This is a genomic window from Bradyrhizobium macuxiense, assembly GCF_001542415.1.
Lineage (GTDB): Bacteria > Pseudomonadota > Alphaproteobacteria > Rhizobiales > Xanthobacteraceae > Bradyrhizobium > Bradyrhizobium macuxiense.
In genome coordinates this window covers 51,877-72,313 of sequence record NZ_LNCU01000032.1, presented here as the reverse complement: position 1 = coordinate 72,313, position 20,437 = coordinate 51,877, and the positions used below count along the sequence as shown (strand labels likewise).

At 65.3% G+C, this 20,437-nt stretch carries 17 protein-coding genes; 10 read left to right on the top strand and 7 right to left on the bottom strand.

Annotation, left to right across the window (positions count from 1 at the left end; all coding sequences use genetic code 11):
* Positions 1-70: 70 nt before the first annotated feature.
* The 4 genes from AS156_RS07350 to AS156_RS41840 all read left to right on the top strand — a co-directional run bounded on the left by AS156_RS07350 (position 71) and on the right by AS156_RS41840 (position 5,215).
* Positions 71-349 (top strand): hypothetical protein, encoded by a 279-nt coding sequence (locus tag AS156_RS07350; RefSeq protein WP_066502002.1) that lies wholly within the window; start codon positions 71-73, stop codon positions 347-349.
* A 154-nt stretch (positions 350-503) separates the two neighbouring features.
* The gene (locus AS156_RS07345; protein WP_066501999.1) at positions 504-2,210 is read left to right on the top strand and encodes an NADH-ubiquinone oxidoreductase-F iron-sulfur binding region domain-containing protein; all 1,707 of its coding nucleotides are present in this window, start codon (positions 504-506) and stop codon (positions 2,208-2,210) included.
* A complete protein-coding gene (fdhF, locus tag AS156_RS07340) occupies positions 2,207-4,972 on the top strand; it encodes a formate dehydrogenase subunit alpha (RefSeq protein WP_066501996.1) in 2,766 nt (921 codons plus the stop codon). The genes AS156_RS07345 and fdhF overlap by 4 nt, the downstream gene beginning before the upstream one ends.
* 48 nt (positions 4,973-5,020) lie before the next feature.
* Positions 5,021-5,215: a hypothetical protein gene (locus tag AS156_RS41840; RefSeq protein WP_136626072.1), complete on the top strand. Its 195-nt coding sequence runs from the start codon at positions 5,021-5,023 to the stop codon at positions 5,213-5,215.
* A gap of 55 nt (positions 5,216-5,270) precedes the next feature.
* Here the strand turns inward: AS156_RS41840 and lon are convergent, their stop codons facing one another.
* From lon to AS156_RS07305, 7 genes are all read right to left on the bottom strand, one after another.
* The gene (lon, locus tag AS156_RS07335) at positions 5,271-7,664 is read right to left on the bottom strand and encodes an endopeptidase La (RefSeq protein ID WP_066501993.1); all 2,394 of its coding nucleotides are present in this window, start codon (positions 7,662-7,664) and stop codon (positions 5,271-5,273) included.
* 10 nt (positions 7,665-7,674) lie between these two features.
* A complete protein-coding gene (locus tag AS156_RS07330) occupies positions 7,675-8,082 on the bottom strand; it encodes an Hsp20/alpha crystallin family protein (protein WP_066501991.1) in 408 nt (135 codons plus the stop codon).
* A 320-nt stretch (positions 8,083-8,402) separates the two neighbouring features.
* A complete protein-coding gene (locus AS156_RS07325; RefSeq protein WP_066501986.1) occupies positions 8,403-9,164 on the bottom strand; it encodes a slipin family protein in 762 nt (253 codons plus the stop codon).
* Complete coding sequence (locus tag AS156_RS07320; protein WP_066502220.1) at positions 9,161-10,549, bottom strand: NfeD family protein; 1,389 nt, start codon at positions 10,547-10,549, stop codon at positions 9,161-9,163. The genes AS156_RS07325 and AS156_RS07320 overlap by 4 nt, the downstream gene beginning before the upstream one ends.
* A 195-nt stretch (positions 10,550-10,744) precedes the next feature.
* Positions 10,745-10,999 carry a hypothetical protein gene (locus tag AS156_RS07315; RefSeq protein ID WP_066502218.1) on the bottom strand — a complete coding sequence of 85 codons (255 nt, stop codon included), beginning with the start codon at positions 10,997-10,999 and terminating at the stop codon, positions 10,745-10,747.
* Between the two features lie 114 nt (positions 11,000-11,113).
* Positions 11,114-11,389: a hypothetical protein gene (locus AS156_RS07310; RefSeq protein ID WP_136626070.1), complete on the bottom strand. Its 276-nt coding sequence runs from the start codon at positions 11,387-11,389 to the stop codon at positions 11,114-11,116.
* Positions 11,390-11,402: 13 nt separating this feature from the next.
* Positions 11,403-11,867 carry a hypothetical protein gene (locus tag AS156_RS07305; protein WP_066501979.1) on the bottom strand — a complete coding sequence of 155 codons (465 nt, stop codon included), beginning with the start codon at positions 11,865-11,867 and terminating at the stop codon, positions 11,403-11,405.
* Between the two features lie 388 nt (positions 11,868-12,255).
* Here AS156_RS07305 and AS156_RS07300 point away from each other — a divergent pair, with 388 nt between their 5' ends.
* The 6 genes from AS156_RS07300 (at position 12,256) to AS156_RS07275 (ending at position 20,364) form a co-directional block, all read left to right on the top strand.
* The gene (locus AS156_RS07300; protein ID WP_018454042.1) at positions 12,256-12,345 is read left to right on the top strand and encodes a K(+)-transporting ATPase subunit F; all 90 of its coding nucleotides are present in this window, start codon (positions 12,256-12,258) and stop codon (positions 12,343-12,345) included.
* Positions 12,346-12,463: 118 nt separating this feature from the next.
* Positions 12,464-14,167 carry a potassium-transporting ATPase subunit KdpA gene (gene kdpA / locus AS156_RS07295; protein ID WP_066501977.1) on the top strand — a complete coding sequence of 568 codons (1,704 nt, stop codon included), beginning with the start codon at positions 12,464-12,466 and terminating at the stop codon, positions 14,165-14,167.
* A gap of 24 nt (positions 14,168-14,191) precedes the next feature.
* On the top strand, positions 14,192-16,306 hold the full coding sequence (gene kdpB, locus AS156_RS07290) for a potassium-transporting ATPase subunit KdpB (RefSeq protein ID WP_066501975.1): 2,115 nt from the start codon (positions 14,192-14,194) through the stop codon (positions 16,304-16,306).
* 12 nt (positions 16,307-16,318) lie between these two features.
* Positions 16,319-16,924 (top strand): K(+)-transporting ATPase subunit C, encoded by a 606-nt coding sequence (locus AS156_RS07285; protein ID WP_066501973.1) that lies wholly within the window; start codon positions 16,319-16,321, stop codon positions 16,922-16,924.
* A gap of 39 nt (positions 16,925-16,963) precedes the next feature.
* Complete coding sequence (locus tag AS156_RS07280) at positions 16,964-19,678, top strand: sensor histidine kinase (protein WP_066501970.1); 2,715 nt, start codon at positions 16,964-16,966, stop codon at positions 19,676-19,678.
* Complete coding sequence (locus tag AS156_RS07275; RefSeq protein ID WP_066501967.1) at positions 19,675-20,364, top strand: response regulator; 690 nt, start codon at positions 19,675-19,677, stop codon at positions 20,362-20,364. Before AS156_RS07280 ends, AS156_RS07275 begins: the two co-directional genes overlap by 4 nt.
* Positions 20,365-20,437: the final 73 nt, after the last annotated feature.

Genomic DNA, 20,437 nt, shown 5'->3' with positions numbered 1-20,437 from the left:
AATGAGCAGACTCGTTCCGCTGATCGCCTCGTCTTTCAATTCAACGGATTGACCAAAGGGAATTTCCCCAATGTTTCGCATCGGAACCTGTCTCGCCGCCGTGCTGCTGGTGTGCGGCACGCTGCATATGGCATCGGCACAGACCGCGGCACCGGCCGCACCCGCGCCGGCCGCGACCACCGCTAAGCCATCCAAGATCAAGCTGACGATGGAGAAGCTGAAGGCCATGAAGGCGCAGTGGAGGGCCAACAAGCCGAAGCTGAAGGCCTGCCGCAAGGAGGTGAAGGCCAAGGGCCTGACCGGCGACGACCGCTGGTTCTTCATCGCCGATTGCATGGAGAAGACGTGAGAACCGGCACCTCGCGAATGCGTTGACGAAAGGGGGCGTGACAGCGACGGCTGCATGCCCCTTAATGCTGTTTGGAAGGGTTCGAAATTCTATTGGCATCTGGCATGCCAAGACGCTAGACTATTGATCTGACAGCGGTAACGAGACGCCTCCGATGACGACCCACGACATGCACCAGGTCCGCAATTTCGAGCATCCCGGCGCGGGGCGGAAGCGCGCGAAAGCCACGCCCAAGGGCCGCCAGGTCGACCCGACCGCGGCGCATGAGATCGAGCAACTGCTCGGCGACTGGCCGCGGCAGCGCGACATGCTGATCGAGTTCCTGCACCTGATCCAGGACCGCTACCACCAGATCTCGGCGGCGCATCTCGCTGCGCTTGCCGACGAGATGAAGCTGTCATTCGCCGAGGTGTTCGAGACCGCGACCTTTTATGCGCATTTCGACGTGGTGAAGGAGGGCGAGCCCGATATCGCGCCCCTGACCATCCGCGTCTGCGACTCGCTCACCTGCGGGATGCTTGGCGCCGAGCAGCTGTTGCAGGATCTGCAGAGCGCGTCCGGCCCCGACATCCGCGTCGTGCGCGCACCTTGCGTCGGCCGCTGCGACACTGCGCCGGCTGCCGAGGTCGGGCACAATTTCGTCGATCACGCGACGGTCGCCAATGTGATGGCCGCAGCAAAAGCCGGCAACACGCATGCGCATCTGCCGGCCTATATCGACTACGACGCCTATGTCGCCGATGGCGGCTACGTGCTGCTCAACCGGCTGCGTTCGGGCGAGCTCGCCAGGGAAGACCTGCTGAAAGCGCTCGACGATGCCAGCCTGCGCGGGCTCGGCGGCGCCGGCTTCCCCACGGGACGCAAATGGCGCGCTGTGCTTGGCGAGCCCGGCCCGCGGCTGATGGCCGTCAACGGCGACGAGGGCGAGCCTGGCACCTTCAAGGACCGAATCTATCTCGAGACTGACCCGCATCGCTTTCTCGAGGGCATGCTGATCGGCGCGCATGTCGTCGAGGCGCCCGAGGTCTACATCTACATCCGCGACGAATACCCGGCATCGCGCGAGATCCTCGAACGCGAGATCGCCAAGCTGTCTGCGGGCGGCCCGAAGCTGCACATGCGGCGCGGCGCCGGCGCCTATATCTGCGGTGAGGAATCCTCGCTGCTCGAGAGCATCGAGGGCAAGCGCGGCCTGCCCCGGCACAAGCCGCCTTATCCGTTCCAGGTCGGCCTGTTCGGCCTGCCGACGCTGATCAACAATGTCGAGACGCTGTGGTGGGTGCGCGACATCGTCGAGAAGGGCGCCGACTGGTGGAAGAGCCATGGCCGCCACGAGCGGCACGGTCTGCGCAGCTTCTCGGTCTCTGGGCGCGTAAAGAACCCCGGCATGAAGCTTGCGCCGGCCGGCATCACTGTGCGCGAGCTGATCGACGAATATTGCGCCGGCATGGCCGACGGCCACACCTTCCACGCCTACCTGCCGGGCGGCGCGTCCGGCGGCATCCTGCCGGCCACGATGGACGACATCCCGCTAGATTTCGGCACGCTAGAGAAATACGGCTGCTTCATCGGCTCCGCCGCGATCGTGATCCTGTCGCAAAAGGACAGCGTCAGGCTCGCGGCGTTGAACCTGATGCGCTTCTTCGAGGACGAGAGCTGCGGCCAATGCACGCCGTGCCGCGCCGGCACCCAGAAGGCGGCGCAGCTGATGGAACGGCCGGTCTGGAACCGGGCACTGCTCGACGAGCTGAGCCAGGCGATGCGCGATGCGTCGATCTGCGGCCTCGGGCAGGCCGCCTCCAATCCGCTGACATCGGTGATTAAATACTTCCCCGACGAGTTCAAGGAAGCTGCCGAATGACCAAGATTACATTCGAGCTCGACGGCCAGCAGGTCGAGGCCAATCCAGGCGAAACCATCTGGCAGGTCGCAAAACGCCAGGGCAACGAGATCCCGCATCTCTGCTACTCGCCGGCGCCCGATTATCGGCCCGACGGCAATTGCCGCGCCTGCATGGTCGAGATCGAGGGCGAGCGCGTGCTGGTGGCATCCTGCAAGCGCACGCCTGCGGTCGGCATGAAGGTCAAGTCCGCGAGCGCGCGCGCGGTTGCCGCGCAGAAGATGGTGATGGAGCTTCTGGTCGCCGACCAGCCGCCGCGCGAGACCTCGCACGATCCGGACTCCAAGTTCTGGCACTGGGCGGAGAAGACCGGCGTCACCGAGAGCCGCTTTCCGGCCGCGGAGCGCTGGGCCGCCGACGCCAGCCATCCGGCGATGCGCGTCAATCTCGATGCCTGCATCCAGTGCGGCCTGTGCGTGCGCGCCTGCCGCGAGGTGCAGGTCAACGACGTCATCGGCATGGCGTATCGCAATCACGATGCCAAGATCGTGTTCGACTTCGACGATCCGATGGGCGAGTCGACCTGCGTGGCCTGCGGCGAATGCGTGCAGGCCTGTCCGACCGGCGCGCTGATGCCATCGGTGATGCTCGACGACAAGCAGGAGCGCGTCACCTATCCCGACCGCAAGGTGGATTCGCTCTGCCCATATTGCGGCGTCGGCTGCCAGGTCACCTACCAGGTCAAGGACGAGAAGGTGATCTATGCGGAAGGTCGCGACGGCCCCGCCAATCACAACCGGCTCTGCGTCAAGGGCCGCTTCGGCTTCGACTACATCCATCACCCCAATCGCCTGACCAAGCCGCTGGTGCGGCTGCCCAACGTCAAGAAGGATCCCAACGACCAGGTCGATCCGGCCAATCCCTTCACCCACTTCCGCGAGGCAACGTGGGAGGAGGCGCTGGATCTCGCGGCCAACGGCTTGAAGAAGATACGCGACGAGAAGGGCGTCAAGGCGCTCGCCGGTTTCGGCTCGGCCAAGGGCTCCAACGAGGAAGCCTATCTGTTCCAGAAGCTGGTGCGCACCGGCTTCGGCTCCAACAATGTCGACCATTGCACGCGGCTCTGCCATGCCTCGTCGGTGGCGGCGCTGATGGAAGGCCTCAACTCCGGCGCGGTGTCAGCGCCGTTCGCGGCCGCAATGGATGCCGAGGTGATCTGGGTGATCGGCGCCAATCCGACCGTGAACCATCCCGTCGCGGCGACATTCATCAAGAACGCGGCCAAGAACGGCGCCAAGCTGTTCGTGATGGATCCGCGCCGGCAGACGCTGTCGCGCCATGCGACGGAGCATCTGCAGTTCAAGCCGGGCAGCGATGTCGCGATGCTGAACGCAATGATCCACACGATCATCACCGAAGGCCTGACCGACGAGCAGTACATCGCCGGCTACACCGAGGGCTTCGACGAGCTGAAGGAGAAGATCAAGGATTTTCCGCCCGAGAAGATGGAAGCGATCTGCGGCATCCCGGCGGAGACCTTGCGCGAGGTGGCGCGCACCTATGCACGCGCGAAATCCTCGATCATCTTCTGGGGCATGGGCATCAGCCAGCATGTCCACGGTACCGACAATGCGCGCTGCCTGATTGCGCTCGCGCTGATCACCGGCCAGGTCGGCCGTCCTGGCACCGGGCTGCATCCGCTGCGCGGCCAGAACAACGTGCAGGGCGCCTCCGACGCCGGCCTGATCCCGATGTTCCTGCCGGACTACATGCCGGTCGGCCGCACCGATCTGCGCGCGCCGTTCGAGCGGCTCTGGCAGCAGGACCTCGATCCCGTGCGCGGCCTGACCGTGGTCGAGATCATGAACGCGATCCATGCCGGCGAGATCCACGGCATGTATATCGAGGGCGAGAACCCCGCGATGTCGGACCCGGACCTCCAGCATGCCCGCGAGGCATTGACGAAACTCGATCATCTCGTGGTGCAGGATCTCTTCGTCACCGAGACCGCGTTCCATGCCGACGTGATCCTGCCGGCGTCGGCCTTCGCCGAGAAGTCCGGCACCTTCACCAACACAGACCGCCGCGTGCAGCTCGCGCGTGAGGTGATCCGGCCGCCGGGCGACGCGCGGCAGGATCTCTGGATCATCCAGGAGATCGGCAAGCGCATGGGCCTGCCGTGGAACTACAACGGACCGGCCGACGTGTTCACCGAGATGACCGAGGTGATGCCGTCGCTGAACAATATCACCTGGGACCGCCTGGTGCGCGAGGGCGCCGTGACCTATCCGGTCGACGATCCGCACCAGCCCGGCAACGAGATCATCTTCACCACGGGCTTCCCGACCGAGAACGGACGCGGGAAGATCGTGCCGGCGCATGTGATCCCGCCGGATGAACTGCCCGACGCCGAGTATCCGATGGTTCTGTCGACGGGCCGCGTGCTCGAGCATTGGCACACCGGCTCGATGACGCGCCGCGCTTCCGTGCTCGACCAGATCGAGCCCGAGGCCGTCGCCTTCATGTCGCCGAAGGACATGCGGAAGATGCAGCTGTGGCCCGGCGATTTCATCCGGCTGCAGACCCGCCGCGGCGCGGTCGAGATCAAGGTGCGCTCCGACCGCGACGTGCCGGAGAACATGGTGTTCATGCCGTTCTGCTACGCCGAGGCGGCAGCGAACCTGCTGACCAACCCGGCGCTCGATCCGTTCGGCAAGATCCCGGAATTCAAGTTCTGCGCGGTGCGCGCCGAGAAGGCTGAACTGCGCTCGGCGGCAGAGTAGGGAAGGACGCTTTGGACTCGCGAATGGGCAACAGAGTGAGGCGCAGCCATGTCACGTCACAACAAGATGCCGCCCGTCCCTCGCGCCAGCCGTAGCCCCAAGGGCACGGGCGGCGGAATGGAGATCAAGAAGGATACCTTGTCCACGAAGGCCGTGGACAACCTTGCGGAGCAAGGCGACACGGCCAACATCAAGCAGAACACGACGAACGCCGGGTTCTACAAGGGTCGCCGGTCCAAGTAGGCCGCGAAACACCGCTCCCGGCTCAGTCAGCTTTCGCCGATGACGTCAGCAATCGTCACTCCGCAGCCGCGGGCGTCGTCTTCGCGGCTTCCAGCGCTGCTGCGATCGCATCATCGACGCGCTCGAGCCAGATGAACTCCAGCTTGGCGCGGGCGCTCGCCGGGATGTCGTCGAAGTCGCGCTTGTTTCGTGCCGGCAGCATGACACGGGTCAGGCCGGCCGCGGCGGCAGCGACGACCTTTTCCTTGATGCCGCCGACCGGCAGCACCAGCCCACGCAGCGAGATTTCCCCGGTCATCGCGGTGTCGCTGCGCACGGTGCGATCCGTCAGCAGCGAGGTGAGGGCGGTGAACATCGCAACGCCCGCGCTCGGGCCGTCCTTCGGTGTCGCGCCAGCCGGCACGTGGACGTGGATGTCGCTCTTCTCGAAGATCGTCGGGTCGATTCCGAGCTGCGAGGCGCGGCTCTTCACCAGCGTCAGCGCGGCCTGCACGCTCTCGCGCATGACTTCGCCAAGCTGGCCGGTGAGGATCAGCGCGCCCCTGCCCGGCGTACGTGAGGCCTCGATGAACAGGATGTCGCCGCCGACCGGGGTCCAGGCGAGCCCGGTCGCAACGCCGGGAATGCTGGTGCGCATCGCGATCTCGTTCTCGAACCGCGGCTGGCCGAGCAGCGTCACGATATCCTTCGGCGCTATCGTGACGTGGCTCGCGCTGCCTTCGGCGATCTGCACCGCGACGTTGCGGAACACCTTGCCGATCTCGCGCTCCAGATTGCGCACGCCGGCCTCGCGGGTATAGCTGCGGATGATCAGCCTCAGCGCGTCGGGCTCGATCTCGGCCTGTTCGGACTTCAACCCGTTGGCTTCGAGCTGGCGCCGGACCAGATAGCGCTTCGCGATCTCGAGCTTCTCTTCCTCGGTATATCCGGCAAGGCTGATGATCTCCATGCGGTCGAGCAGCGGCCCCGGCACACCATCGAGCATGTTGGCGGTCGCGATGAAGACGACCCGCGAAAGGTCGAACGGTACGCCGAGGTAGTTGTCGCGGAACGTGCCGTTCTGCTCGGGGTCGAGCACTTCGAGCATCGCGGCGGATGGATCGCCCTGGATGCCGCGGCCCATCTTGTCGATCTCGTCGAGCATCATCACGCAATTGCGCGCGCCGGCCTTCTTGATGGCCTGGATGATGTTGCCCGGCAGCGCGCCGATATAGGTGCGGCGGTGGCCGCGGATCTCCGCCTCGTCATGTACGCCGCCGAGGCTGACGCGCACGAACGGCCGCGACATTGCGCGTGCGATCGACTGTCCGAGCGAGGTCTTGCCGACGCCGGGTGGTCCGACGAAGCAGAGGATCGGGGCCTTGCCGCTTGGCGCCAGCTTGCGCACGGCGAGATATTCGATGATGCGGCTCTTGATCTTCTCCAGGCCGTAGTGGTCCGCATCGAGGATGCGCCGTGCCTCGGTGATGTCGATCGGTTTCTCCTCGGGCAGGCTCCAGGGCAGATCGATCAGCCAGTCGAGGTAGCTTCGGACCATGCCGGATTCGGCGGCGGCCTCCGGCATCCGCTCATAGCGACGCAGCTCCTTCTGTGCCTGGCCTTCCGCCTCCGGCGGCATCTTGGCCGCGGCGATCGACTTGGTCAGCTCCGCGACTTCGGCCGCCTTGCCGTCGCCTTCGCCGAGCTGGCGCTGGATCGTCGCCATCTGCTCGCGCAGGATCGCCTCGCGTTGCCGCTCGTCGAAGGCGGCCTTGGTCTTCTGCCCGATCTCCTGGCTGAGCCTGAGCACCTCGATCCGTTCGGCGAGGTGGCGCGACACCTTGTCCATCCGGGCCGCGAGGTCGATCGTCTCCAGGATGTCCTGCTTTTCCTGCGGCTTGATATCCATGTAGGAGGTCGCAAGGTCGGCCAGCGTCGCCGGTGAGTTCGTGCCTTGTAGCGCTGCGATCAATTCCTGCGGCACTTGCGGCAGCAATTGCGCGGCCTCGAGCGCCTGCCGCTGCAGATTGAGGAAGCGCGCCTCGATCTCCGGGGACGTCGTCGTGGGCTCCGGGATCTGCAGCACGCGGGCCGCCAGGAAGGGTGTTCCCGGCAGGTAGTCCAGCACGCGCATCCGCTGCACGCCCTGGCAGACCAGATGATGGGTCTCGTCGGCGCCGGTGATGTAGCGCACGATATTGGCGACGGTGCCGATACGGTACAGATCGTCCGGGCCGGGGTCGTCCACCTCGGCGTCGCGCTGGAGCAGGATGCCGATCTGCCGCTGTTCGCGCACCGCCTGCTGGGCAGCGGCAATGGATTTCGCGCGCCCGATCGTGATCGGGATGATGACATTCGGGAACAGCACCGTGTTGCGGGCCGGGACGATGATGAGCGCGTCCGCTGGAATGGGCGTCGAACGTTCGGACGACGATACCGGCGTTGCGCTTGAGACGTCGGAAGCAGCCATGCCGAACTCCTTAACTCGATTTTCCGAGGCGCAGCCCGACGCAGCCGTGCGCGGCGAAGCGGGTGATGGTGTAACGGCCCGTCGGTAGCTGGATGCGGCGCTCGAACCGGCCCTGCGGCAGTTCGAGGCGCAGGATGCGGGCATTGCGCAGTTCCGGGGGCAGCGTGCGTCGACCGCTGATCACAAGCGTACCGCCGTCGAGCGCCGCCTCGACGTCGTCAGGGTCGACCCCCGGCAGTGCTACCAGGATCAGGATCTCATCGTCGGTTTCGATCACGTCGGTCGGCGGTTCCCAGCTCGGCTCGCGGCTCTCGGTGAGCGGGCGGATGTTCAGGAACTGCTGGTGCAGGCGCTCGGCGCGGGCGAGCGCTTCGATCGCGTCCGACAGCATCCAGTTGAGGGAATCCTTGGGCCGCATGGGCGCCTCTCCATATCGCTGTGGGATGCAAGGTTATCGATGTTGTCGCCGACCGTAAACCGGCTCAAGGCAAGGGTAATTGAGAGGAAAACGCCCGCGATGTCCCGATTTGCAGCATGCCTAGCTGATCCCGAGTGGAGGTCACCTCCCTTATGCCGCGCCTATTCGGCGCAGTCTAAGGCCATCTCGAATTCCTACCCGCAACCCAGCATCTTCCAGGTTGACGCGACGCGCCACGAGCAACCGATCAGCGTCTATCGTCCCGAGGCGCATTACATGCGCGGTCCGGGACCGGCATGGCGCGCCAAGCATCAGCCCGGTCAGGTCGCTTCGCTTCGGCGCGTCAGGTGATCGAGCAGGTTCATCGGCAGCGGGAAGACCACGGTCGATGAGCGCTCGCCGGCGATGTCATGCAGCGCCGCGAAATAGCGCAGCTGCATCGCCTGCGGCTCCTGGGCGAGGATCCGGCCGGCCTCGACAAGCTTCTCGGCGGCCTGCTGCTCGCCCATCGCGTTGATCACCTTGGCGCGCCGCAGCCGTTCCGCCTCGGCCTGCTTGGCGATCGCCCGCACCATGGTTTCGTTGATATCGACATCCTTGATCTCGATCGAGGTGACCTTGATGCCCCAAGCGTCGCTCTGCTTGTCGAGGATCTCCTGGATATCGGCGTTCAGCTTGTCGCGCTCCGCGAGCATCTCGTCGAGATCGTGCTTGCCGAGCACCGAGCGCAGCGTGGTCTGCGCGAGCTGACTGGTCGCGGCCATGTAGTCGCCGACCTTGATGATGGCGCGCTCGGCATCGACGATGCGGAAATAGAGCACGGCATTGACCTTGACCGAGACGTTGTCGCGCGAGATCACGTCCTGCGGCGGCACGACCTGTACCATCACCCGGAGATCGACCTTCACGAGCTGCTGCACGACCGGAATCAGGATGATGAGCCCAGGGCCCTTCACTCCTGTGAAGCGGCCGAGCGTGAAGACAACGCCGCGCTCGTATTCGCGCAGGACGCGAACCGCCTGCGACAGAAAGATGATGATGATGAGTACGAGCGCCGCGTAACTGAGATAATCGAGCATCATGCTGTACCTCCTGCGCCGGTGGCGGTCGGCGAGCGCTGAACCACCAGCGTCAAGCCGACGATGTTGGCCACTTCGACGATCTCTCCGGACTTGAACGTTTCGGTGCCGCGTGCCTGCCAGCGCTCACCATTGGCGAAGACGTGACCCGAGGTCTCCGACCAGTCGAGGACCTCGGCCGGAAGGCCGCGCATGGCCTGGGCGCCGACCCGGGCCGGACCCTTGCGCGCCCGGCGGAGCGCGCCGAGCACGACGACAATAAGGCCGGTGAACATCGCGGCGACGATGGCGATGACTGACCATGACAGGTGGTATCCGGGCGCCTCGATCCTGAACAGCATGGCCGCGCCCAGCACAAAGGCGACAACGCCGCCGAGGCCGATCACGACGGTCGGGTTGAAGGCTTCAAAGGCGAGCAACGCGATCCCGACCAGCATCAGGGCGAAGCCGGCGTAGTTGATCGGCAGCATGTTGAGGGCGTAGAGGCCGAGCAGCAGGCTGATCGTCCCGACCACGCCCGGCGCCACTGCGCCGGGTGACATGAATTCGAAGATCAGGCCGTAGATGCCGACCACCAGGAGCACGAAGGCGACGTTCGGGTCGGTGATGACTGCCAGCGTTCGTGCGACCCAACCGGCATCGATGGCTTCGACCACGTCGTCCTTCGTCGCCAGGCGTTGCGTCTTGCCGCCCGCGACCTCCACCATCCGGCCATCGACCTGCTTCAGCAGGTCGGCCGGATCGCGCGCGACGATTTCGATGACGCCGGCCTGCAGCGCACCATTGGCGGAGAGGGTGGCGGCCGCGCGCACCGCCTTCTCGGCCCAGTCGGCGTTGCGGCCCCGCAGTTCGGCGAGGCTGCGGATGAAGGCGACGGCATCATTCGTCACCTTCGTCGTCATGGTGTCCTTCTCGGATGGGTGGTCGCCGTCCTTCTTGTCGCCCTTGTCAGGGGTCCCGCTTGGCAGGCCTGGTATCGGACTGCCGATCTGCACCGGCGTTGCCGCGCCGATATTGGTGCCGGGCGCCATCGCGGCGATATGCGTCGCATAGAGGATGTAGGTCCCGGCGCTTGCGGCGTGGGCGCCGGATGGCGCGACGTAGCCGATCACGGGAACGGGTGAGGCGAGCACGTCGGTGATGATTTCGCGCATGCTGGTGCTGAGACCGCCCGGCGTATTCATGCGCAGGATGACGACCTCGGCGCGCCGTTCGGCGGCCTTGGCGAGGGCGTCCTTCACATAGCTGGCGGCGGCCGGACCGATCGCGCCATCGATCGCGATGGTCAGGGCAAGGCGGCTGTTGTCCTCCGCCGCACCTGGACGGATCGAAAGCACCAGAGCGGCGAACACGGCCGCCGCAACGAGGGCCGCCCTTACGGTCTGCACGGCAAGCACTCCCTTGCCGAGGATATGGGGTTCCGTTGCGCAACCTCAATATGGCTGCGCCGTTACGGGCGACGTTCGCCTAGGGCTATTGTGCATTGCGGTGGCTTGCCGCTCTCACCGCGCTTCCGCGAGATATTCATCGGCGAGGGCGGCCATCGCTTGCGCGATCTCGGCTTTGGTCGAGGCATCGGTGGATCAGGCGACGCGGCTGGCGCGGAAGCTGGTGGTCTGCCGGTGCATGTCGAGCTCGATCTCGCGCGAGAGCTCGACGATTATTTCAGGGTGCTGGCCGTTCTCGAACAGCGCATATTTGACGGCCTGGGCGCGGTTGACGAACAGCCCGCCATAGAGGCCGTTCTGTTCCTGCGCGACCCACTGGCCGCGCCGGTTGCGGCCGATGACGACGACGGCGGAGGCTGCGCTACACGACGGAGGTTCGAAGAGTTTCACGTTGGTCATTCCTTCAAGTCCAATTCACGCGTTCAATGTCGCGAAGGCCGGATATGAAATCGAGCGCGAACGATGGCCGACTTCACAGGAGTGTCATAAGAGTATGAGGGTGTTTCAGAGGTGCTGGACGATGCCGGTACCGAGCGCGCACAGCGCGACATAGGCGGTCATTTCGTCCCAGTGATTGAGATTGGCTGCGAACGGCAGTTCGCGCTTCACGACGCCGACCAGCGCGCAGATCAGCGCGGACATCCACAGCAAGGCGACGAAGCTCTTGCCGAAGCCGATGCCGGCGAACACGGCAAAGCCGATCATGATGGCGAGCCGGAATCCGAACCGGATCAGGACCTGTACCGACCGCAGCTCCCGCGGCAGATCTTTCGCACTCACGGTGGTGCCGCCCTCAGCCGAAATTGTCGAGGCAGAGCGGCTCATAGAGCGAGCCCGTGGTGCGCTGGACGGTGGGCACGCTGGTCCGGCTCGACGGCGCGCTGCTTCGCTGGGCCTCGACGAAGGCGCTGAGGATCGCGAGCGCAAGGTCCGCGTGATGGGTCTCGATCGACCGGTCGAGCCAGTCGGGCAGCTCCCGCGTGCGCGACAGCGCACAATGCCATTCGCCCTCATCATAGACCAGGCGGCGGACCTGCCATTGCGGTAGCTCGAGATCGATCAGCGCGAGCGCCGCATCGGTCCAGGCGCCCGACTGGATCAGGCACTCGACATGGGCGGCCTTGCTGCGCGGTCCCGCCGCGGGGAAGCGCCGGCAGGTCTGGTTGATGATGTCGGCCATGAATTCGGCGGTGACTACATGGGCGTCGCGCAGCCGGTCGCCGAGCTCGGAGGAGGGGTTATCTGCTTGCAGAGACATTACGTCATCTCGTCCTACGCGCGGCTCAACACATTGGCCGCACGTCGAAAATGACCGGACCGCCATTTGAATACGAGATGAGGGCGGACGCGGAGATATAGGGATTCCATAAAGGGGGAACTGGCTGCGCATCGCAAACTTGCAGATCCGGAGCGCGCCGCGGCCTTTATGGGATTCCTATAACGTCCTTATTCGCTACATCTCGAAAACCTATGCCCCGGATGGCACTTCACGGCCATCCGGCGCGCGGGCGCTTATGCGATGGCCCGCGGCTGACGTGCACAGGAGTTTCTCATGATGGACATTGTCATGGCGGCGCTCGCGCTCGGCTTCTTCGCGGCCGGCATCGGCTACGCCTATGCCTGCGAGCGGCTCTAGGGAGGATGCGATGATCTTCGACTACTCGCTCGCCGGGGCCGTGTCGCTCGGCCTGCTGTTCTACCTCACTTATGCATTGCTGCGGCCCGAGCGCTTCTAGGCTCGCGCGATGCTGGCGCTTTTCATGATTCTCGCCGCGGACGCGGTGCTGAGCGGCCTGTTGATCGGCCTGCTCGTGCCGCTGTTGCGCTTCGCACCCATTCGAAAGGTTTGACGCAATGACCGTCATCGGCTGGATACAGATCATTCTCTTCTGCGCGATCATCGTCGCGCTTGTCAAACCGCTCGGCTGGTACATGACCCGCGTGTTCAACGGCGACCGCACCTTCCTCTCCCCCGTGCTGCGCCCGGTCGAGCGCGGCATCTACTGGATCGGCGGCGTTGACGAGCGCCGCGAGCAGCACTGGCTGAACTATACGGTCGCCATGCTGCTGTTCCATGTCGGCGGCTTCTTCATCATCTATGGCCTGATGCGCCTGCAGGCGCTGCTGCCGTTCAACCCGGCCGGTCAAACCGCGGTCTCCGAGGATCTCTCGTTCAACACCGCGATCTCCTTCATCACCAACACCAACTGGCAGAACTACGGCGGCGAAAGCACGCTGTCCTATCTGGTCCAGATGCTCGGCCTGACCCACCAGAACTTCCTGTCGGCCGCGACCGGAATCGCGCTCGCGATGGCGCTGATCCGCGGTTTCTCGCGCTCGTCGATGCGCACCGTGGGTAATTTCTGGGTCGATGTCACGCGCTGCACGCTTTACGTGCTGCTGCCGATCTGCGTCGTCGCCGCGCTGTTCCTGGTCTGGCAGGGCATGCCGCAGACGCTTCAGCCCTATGTCGACGCCACCACGCTGGAGGGCGGCAAGCAGACGATCGCGCTCGGGCCGGTGGCCTCGCAGGTTGCAATCAAGATGCTCGGCACCAATGGCGGCGGCTTCTTCAACGCCAACGCCGCGCATCCGTTCGAAAACCCGACCGCATTGTCGAACCTGCTGCAGATGGTCCTGATCTTCGCGCTGGGTGCCGCAATGACCAATGTGTTCGGTCGCATGGTCGGCAACGAGCGCCAGGGCTGGGCGATCCTCGCCGTGATGGGTGTCCTGTTCGTCGCAGGTGTGGCTGTCACGTATTGGTCTGAGGCCAACGGCACCTCGATGCTGGAGGCGCTCGGCCTGACCGGCGGCAATATGGAGGGCAAGGAGGTGCGCTTCGGCATCGTCGCGTCCTCGCTGTTCGCCGTCGTCACCACGGCGGCGTCCTGCGGCGCGGTCAACGCCATGCATGACAGCTTCACCGCGCTCGGCGGCATGATTCCGCTGATCAACATGCAGCTCGGCGAGATCATCGTCGGGGGCGTCGGCGCCGGCCTTTATGGCATGCTCATCTTCGTGATCATCTCGATCTTCGTCGCAGGCCTGATGGTCGGCCGCACGCCGGAATATGTCGGCAAGAAGATCGAGGCGCGCGAGGTCAAGATGGCGATGCTCGCGATCCTGGTGCTGCCGCTGATGTATCTCGGCTGGACTGCCGTTGGCGTGGTGCTGCCGTCGGCGGTAGCCTCGATGGCCAATGCCGGCCCGCACGGCTTCACCGAGGTGCTCTATGCCTATACATCGGCGACCGGCAACAACGGCTCGGCGTTCGCAGGTCTCAGCGGCAACACCTTGTTCTACAATCTGACGCTCGCCTCCGCGATGTTCGTCGGCCGCTTCTTCATGATCGTCCCGGCGATGGCGATTGCCGGCTCGCTTGCCGACAAGAAGTCCCATCCGCCGTCAGCCGGAACGTTCCCGACGACGGGTGGACTGTTCGTCGGGCTCGTCGTCGGCGTCATCCTGATCATTGGCGGCCTGACCTTCTTCCCGGCGCTGGCGCTCGGACCGATCGTCGAGCACCTCGCCATGAACGCCAATACCCTGTTCTGATCGAATTTGACTGGAGTGACATCCATGGAAACCGCGAAACTGCAGAAGCAGGCGAAGGGATCGACGATGTTCGATCCCAAGATCCTGGTGCCGGCGATCACGTCGGCCTTCGTCAAGCTCGATCCCCGGCTGATGGCAAAGAACCCGGTCATGTTCGTAGTCGAGATCGTCGCCGCGCTGACCGCCCTGATCTTCGTCCGTGATCTCGTCACCGGCGGTGCGGGCCTCGCCTTCACCTTCCAGATCATCCTCTGGCTCTGGTTCACGGTGCTGTTCGCCAACTTCGCCGAGGCCGTTGCCGAAGGCCGCGGCAAGGCGCAGGCGGAATCGCTGCGCAAGACCCGCACCGAGAGCCAGGCCAAGCTGCTGACCGGAACGGACCGGACCTTTCGGCTGGTGCCTGGCACCGCGCTGAAAGTCGGCGATATCGTGCTGGTCGAGGCCGGCGACAACATCCCGTCCGACGGTGAGGTGATCGAAGGCGTCGCCTCGGTCAACGAGGCGGCCATCACGGGCGAATCCGCGCCGGTGATCCGGGAATCCGGCGGTGATCGTTCGGCTGTCACCGGCGGCACGCAGGTGCTGTCGGACTGGATCCGCGTTCGCATCACGGCGGCCCAGGGCTCGACCTTCATCGACCGCATGATCAAGCTGGTGGAGGGCGCCGAACGGCAGAAGACGCCGAACGAGATCGCGCTGAATATCCTGCTGGCGGGCCTCACCATCATCTTCGTGTTCGCCACCGTGACGATCCCGAGCTACGCCGCCTATGCCGGCGGTTCGATCTCGGTCGTGATCCTGGTTGCGCTGTTCGTGACCTTGATCCCGACCACGATCGGCGCGCTGTTGTCGGCGATCGGCATCGCCGGCATGGACCGCCTGGTGCGCTTCAACGTGCTGGCGATGTCCGGCCGCGCGGTGGAAGCCGCCGGCGACGTCGATACGCTGTTGCTCGACAAGACCGGCACCATAACGCTCGGCAATCGGCAGGCGACCGCGTTCCGTCCGATCCGCGGCGTCGGCGAACAGGAACTGGCCGACGCCGCGCAACTTGCGTCGCTGGCTGACGAAACGCCCGAGGGGCGCTCCATCGTCGTGCTGGCGAAGGAGAAGTACGGCATCCGCGGCCGCGACATGAAGGAGCTCGCGGCGACCTTCGTTCCGTTCACGGCGCAGACGCGCATGAGCGGCATCGACGCCGGCTCCTCGGCCGTCCGAAAGGGCGCGGTGGACGCGATCCTGAACTACATCAACGGCGGTGCCGCCTCGGCAATCGCCGATGGCAGCGCCGTCCGCGCGATCCAGGCGAACGTCAACACCGACGCTGCGCGCGAGCTGCAGGCAATCGCCGACGAGATCGCCAAGGCCGGCGGCACCCCGCTCGCCGTCGCCAAGGATGGGCGGCTGCTCGGCGTGATCCATCTCAAGGACATCGTCAAAGGCGGCATCCGCGAGCGCTTTGCCGAGTTGCGTCGCATGGGCATCCGCACCGTGATGATCACCGGCGACAACCCGATGACCGCCGCGGCGATCGCAGCTGAAGCCGGCGTCGACGACTTCCTGGCGCAGGCAACGCCAGAGGACAAGCTCAAGCTGATCCGCGACGAGCAGGCCAAGGGCAAGCTGGTTGCGATGTGCGGCGACGGCACCAACGACGCGCCGGCGTTGGCGCAGGCTGACGTTGGCGTTGCCATGAACACCGGAACGCAGGCCGCGCGCGAGGCCGGCAACATGGTCGACCTCGACTCCAATCCGACCAAGCTGATCGAGGTGGTCGAGATCGGCAAGCAGCTGTTGATGACCCGTGGCGCCCTGACCACGTTCTCGATCGCCAACGACGTCGCGAAGTATTTCGCGATCATCCCGGCGATGTTCCTCGCGTTCTATCCCCAGCTCTCGGTGCTGAACATCATGCACCTGGCGAGCCCGCAGAGCGCGATCCTGTCGGCGATCATCTTCAACGCGCTGATCATCATCGCGTTGATCCCGCTGGCGCTGAAGGGCGTCAAGTATCGCGCGGTCGGTGCCGGCGCGCTGCTCAGCCGCAATCTGATGATCTACGGCCTTGGCGGCATCATCATTCCCTTCATCGGCATCAAGGCGATCGACCTCGTGGTCGCCGCCTTGGGCATGGCTTAAGGAGCCACAATCATGCTCAGAGAAATTCGCCCCGCCATCCTCGTCCTGGTCGTGCTGACCGCGATCACGGGCCTGGCCTATCCGCTCGCCATGACCGCGATCGCCGGCGCCATCTTCCCGAAGCAGGCGCAAGGCAGCCTGATCGAGAAGCACGGCAAGGTGGTTGGCTCCGCCCTGATCGGGCAGGAGTTCAAGGAAGCGAAGTACTTCCACGGCCGGCCGTCGGCGACGGTCGCGCCCGATCCGAACGATTCCTCCAAGACGGTGCCGGCGCCGTACAACGCCGCCAATTCCGGCGGCTCCAACCTTGGCCCGACCAGCAAGGCGCTGAATGACCGCATCAAGGAGGACGTCGAGAAGCTGAAGGCGGAGAACCCGTCCTCTCCGGTGCCGGTCGATCTCGTCACCACCTCGGCCAGCGGGCTCGATCCCGACATCTCACCGGAGGCAGCACTCTTCCAGGTGCCGCGGGTCGCCAAGGCGCGCAACATGCAGGAGGATCAGGTGCGCCAGCTGGTGACGCAGAACACGCAAGGGCGCCTTGCCGGCGTCATCGGCGAGCCGCGTGTTAACGTTCTTGCGCTCAACCTGGCGCTGGATACGGTTGGTACGAAATAGGGGAGTAGGCTGCACCGGAAGGGATGACTATATTGCGTTATGGCCAATCAGCGCCGTGACCTCGAAAAGCGACCCTCGCCGGACGCGCTGCTGGAAGCGGCGCGCCGCGAGACCGATCGTTCCGGACGCCTGAAGATCTTCGTCGGCGCGGCCCCCGGCGTCGGCAAGACCTATGAGATGCTGCAGAGCGCCCACGGCCGCCTCAAGGCGGGCGTCGACGTCGTGGTCGGCGTCGTCGAGACCCACGGGCGAATCGAGACCGAAGCGCTCCTCAAGGGCCTCGAAGTGGTGCCGCGCAAGCGGCTGACCTATCGCGATCAGGTGATCGAGGAGATGGACCTCGACGCCGTGATCGCACGGCGTCCGCAGCTCGCGCTGGTCGACGAGCTCGCCCACACCAATGCACCGGGTAGCCGGCATCCCAAGCGCTATCTCGACGTCGAGGAATTGCTGTCGCGTGGCATCGACGTCTACACCGCCGTCAACATCCAGCACATCGAGAGCCTCAACGATGTGGTCGCGCAGATCACCCATGTCCGGGTGCGCGAGACCGTGCCGGATTCGGTGTTCGATCGGGCTGATGCCATCGAGCTGATCGACCTCACGCCCGACGACCTGATCCAGCGGCTCAAGGAGGGCAAGGTCTATGTGCCCAGGCAGGCCGAGCGGGCGCTGGAGCACTATTTCTCGCCCGGCAACCTGACCGCGTTGCGCGAGCTCGCACTGCGGCGCACGGCTGAGCGGGTCGACGAGCAGCTGCTCACCCATATGCAGGCCAATGCAATCAACGGTCCCTGGGCCGCGGGCGAGCGCATCCTGGTCTGCGTGAGCGAGGACCCGCGCGCGGCCGGTCTCGTCCGCTACACCAAGCGCGTGTCCGACCGGCTGCATGCGCCCTGGACCGCACTCAGCATCGAGACTCGCCGCAGCCTGCAATTGACCGACGAGCAGCGCGACCGGCTCGCCGACACCATGCGCCTTGCAGAGTCGCTCGGCGGCGAGGCGTTGACCATTCCCGGCGTCGGCCGCCGCATCGCCGACGACATCATCAACTTTGCGCAGGCCAACAACGTCACGCAGATCATCATCGGCAAGTCCACCCGCTCGCGCTGGTTCGAGCTGACGCATGGCTCGGTGGTGCACGATCTGGTGCGCCGCGCCGGCAATATCAGCGTCAATGTGATCGCCGGCGACGAGGAGCCGGTCGCCAAGGCGCCGGTGCAGACCGCGCAGCGGCAGGAGCCGTTCAACCCGCGGCCCCTTCTGATGGCGCTGCTCATGACCGGGCTCGGCCTCGGGACGGCCGAACTGATCCAGCCGATCTTCGGCGTCGAGAACGTCGACCTGGTTTTCATCACCGCCGTGGTCGTCGCAGCCGTGCGCTACGGGCTGTGGCCGTCGCTGCTCGCGAGCGTGGCGGCCTCGCTGTGCTACAATTTCTTCTTCCTGCCGCCGGTCTACACCTTCACCATCACCGATCCGACCAATGTCGCGGCATTCTTCTTCTTCATGCTGATCGCGCTGATCGTCTCCAACGTCGCGGCGCGCGTGCGCACGCAGGCCGACACCGCGATCGGCCGTGTCCGCACCACCGAGTCGCTCTATGCGTTCAGCCGCAAGCTCGCGGGCACCGCGACCCTCGACGACGTGCTGTGGGCGACCGCCTATCAGACCGCGCTGATGCTGCGGGTGCGGGTGGTGCTGTTGCTGCCGGAAGACGGCGTGCTGACCGTCAAGGCGGGCTATCCGCCCGAGGATCAGCTCGACCAGGCCGACCTCGCCGCCGCCAACTGGGCCTGGGGTAACGATCGCCCGGCCGGCCGCGGCTCGGATACGCTGCCGGGCGCGAAGCGGCTGTTCCTGCCGATGCGCACCGGCCGCGGCCCGATCGGCGTGATCGGCATCGACAATGACCGCATCGGCCCCCTGCTGACACCAGACCAGCGCCGGCTGCTCGATGCGTTGATCGATCAGGGCGCACTGGCGATCGAGCGCGTGCTGCTGGTCGAGGACATGGACCGCGTCAAGCGCACCGTCGAATCCGACCGCCTGCGCGGCGCGCTGCTGACCTCGATCTCGCACGACCTCAAGACGCCGCTCGCCTCGGTGCTCGGCTCGGCCTCGGCCCTGCGCGACCTCAGCGCCAATCTCACGGACGCGCAGAAGCATGACCTGCTCGCGACGGTGATCGACGAATCCGAGCGGCTGAACCGCTTCATCGCGAACCTGCTCGACATGACCAAGCTCGAATCGGGCGCGATCGTGCCGAACACCGCGCGGCACGATATCGGCGAGATCATCGGCAGCGCGCTGCGCCGTGCCGCCAAGATCCTGGTGCATCACAAGGTATCGCTGGAGCTCGCGGCCGACCTGCCGATGCTGGAGCTCGATGCCGTGCTGTTCGAGCAGGTGCTGTTCAACCTGCTCGACAACGCAGCCAAATACGCGCCCTCGGACACCACCATATCGATCCGCGGCATCCGCGAGCGCGAGCGGATCGCGCTGCAGATCATGGATGAGGGGAACGGCATTCCGGCGGGCGAGCTGGAAAGCGTGTTCGACAAGTTCTATCGCGCCGAAAAGGGCGACCATGTCCGCCCCGGCACCGGCCTTGGGCTCGCGATCTCGCGCGGCTTCGTCGAGGCGATGCGCGGCACGATCTCGGCGGCCAACCGCTCCGACCGGACCGGCGCCGTCATCACCATCCGCCTGCCGATCCCGGCCGACACCAACGCGCTGGACACTGCTGCATGAACGCAACGCTCATCAAGGTCCTGGTCATCGATGACGAGCCGCCGATCCGCAAGCTCTTGCGGATGGGGTTGAGCACGCAGGGTTACGATATCCTCGAGGCTTCCAACGGCAAGACTGCCCTCGACATGCTGGCCGAAGGCCCGGCGCTGATCATCCTCGATCTGGGATTGCCCGATATCCAGGGCCACGATTTGCTGCGCATGATCCGCGGGCGCAGCGAGAGCGTCCCGATCGTGGTGCTGTCGAGCCGCGGCGACGAGGCCGGCAAGGTGCAGGCCCTCGACCTCGGCGCCGACGACTATCTGACCAAGCCATTCGGCATGGACGAACTGCTGGCGCGGCTGCGCGCCGCGCTCCGGCACCAGTTGCAGGTGCAGGGCGAGCGGCCGGTGTTCCGCTCCGGCGATCTCTCGGTCGATCTGGTGCGCCGGATCGTCAAGGTCGGCGAGAAGGAGATCAAGCTGTCGCCGAAGGAGTACGATCTCCTGCGCGTCCTGGTGCAGCATGCCGGCAAAGTGCTGACGCACCGCTTCCTGCTGAAGGAATTGTGGGACGAGCTCACCGATGCGCAATACCTGCGCGTCTATGTGCGCCAGCTGCGCCAGAAGATCGAGGCCGATCCCGAGCGTCCGCAATTCGTGTTGACCGAGACCGGCATCGGCTATCGGCTGCGCGCGGCGGACTAGAGCGCCGGTCGCGCCCTGCGTTGTACGAGACATCCGGGTGCTGTGCCGTGGCCTCTCGCAACAACTTCGGAAC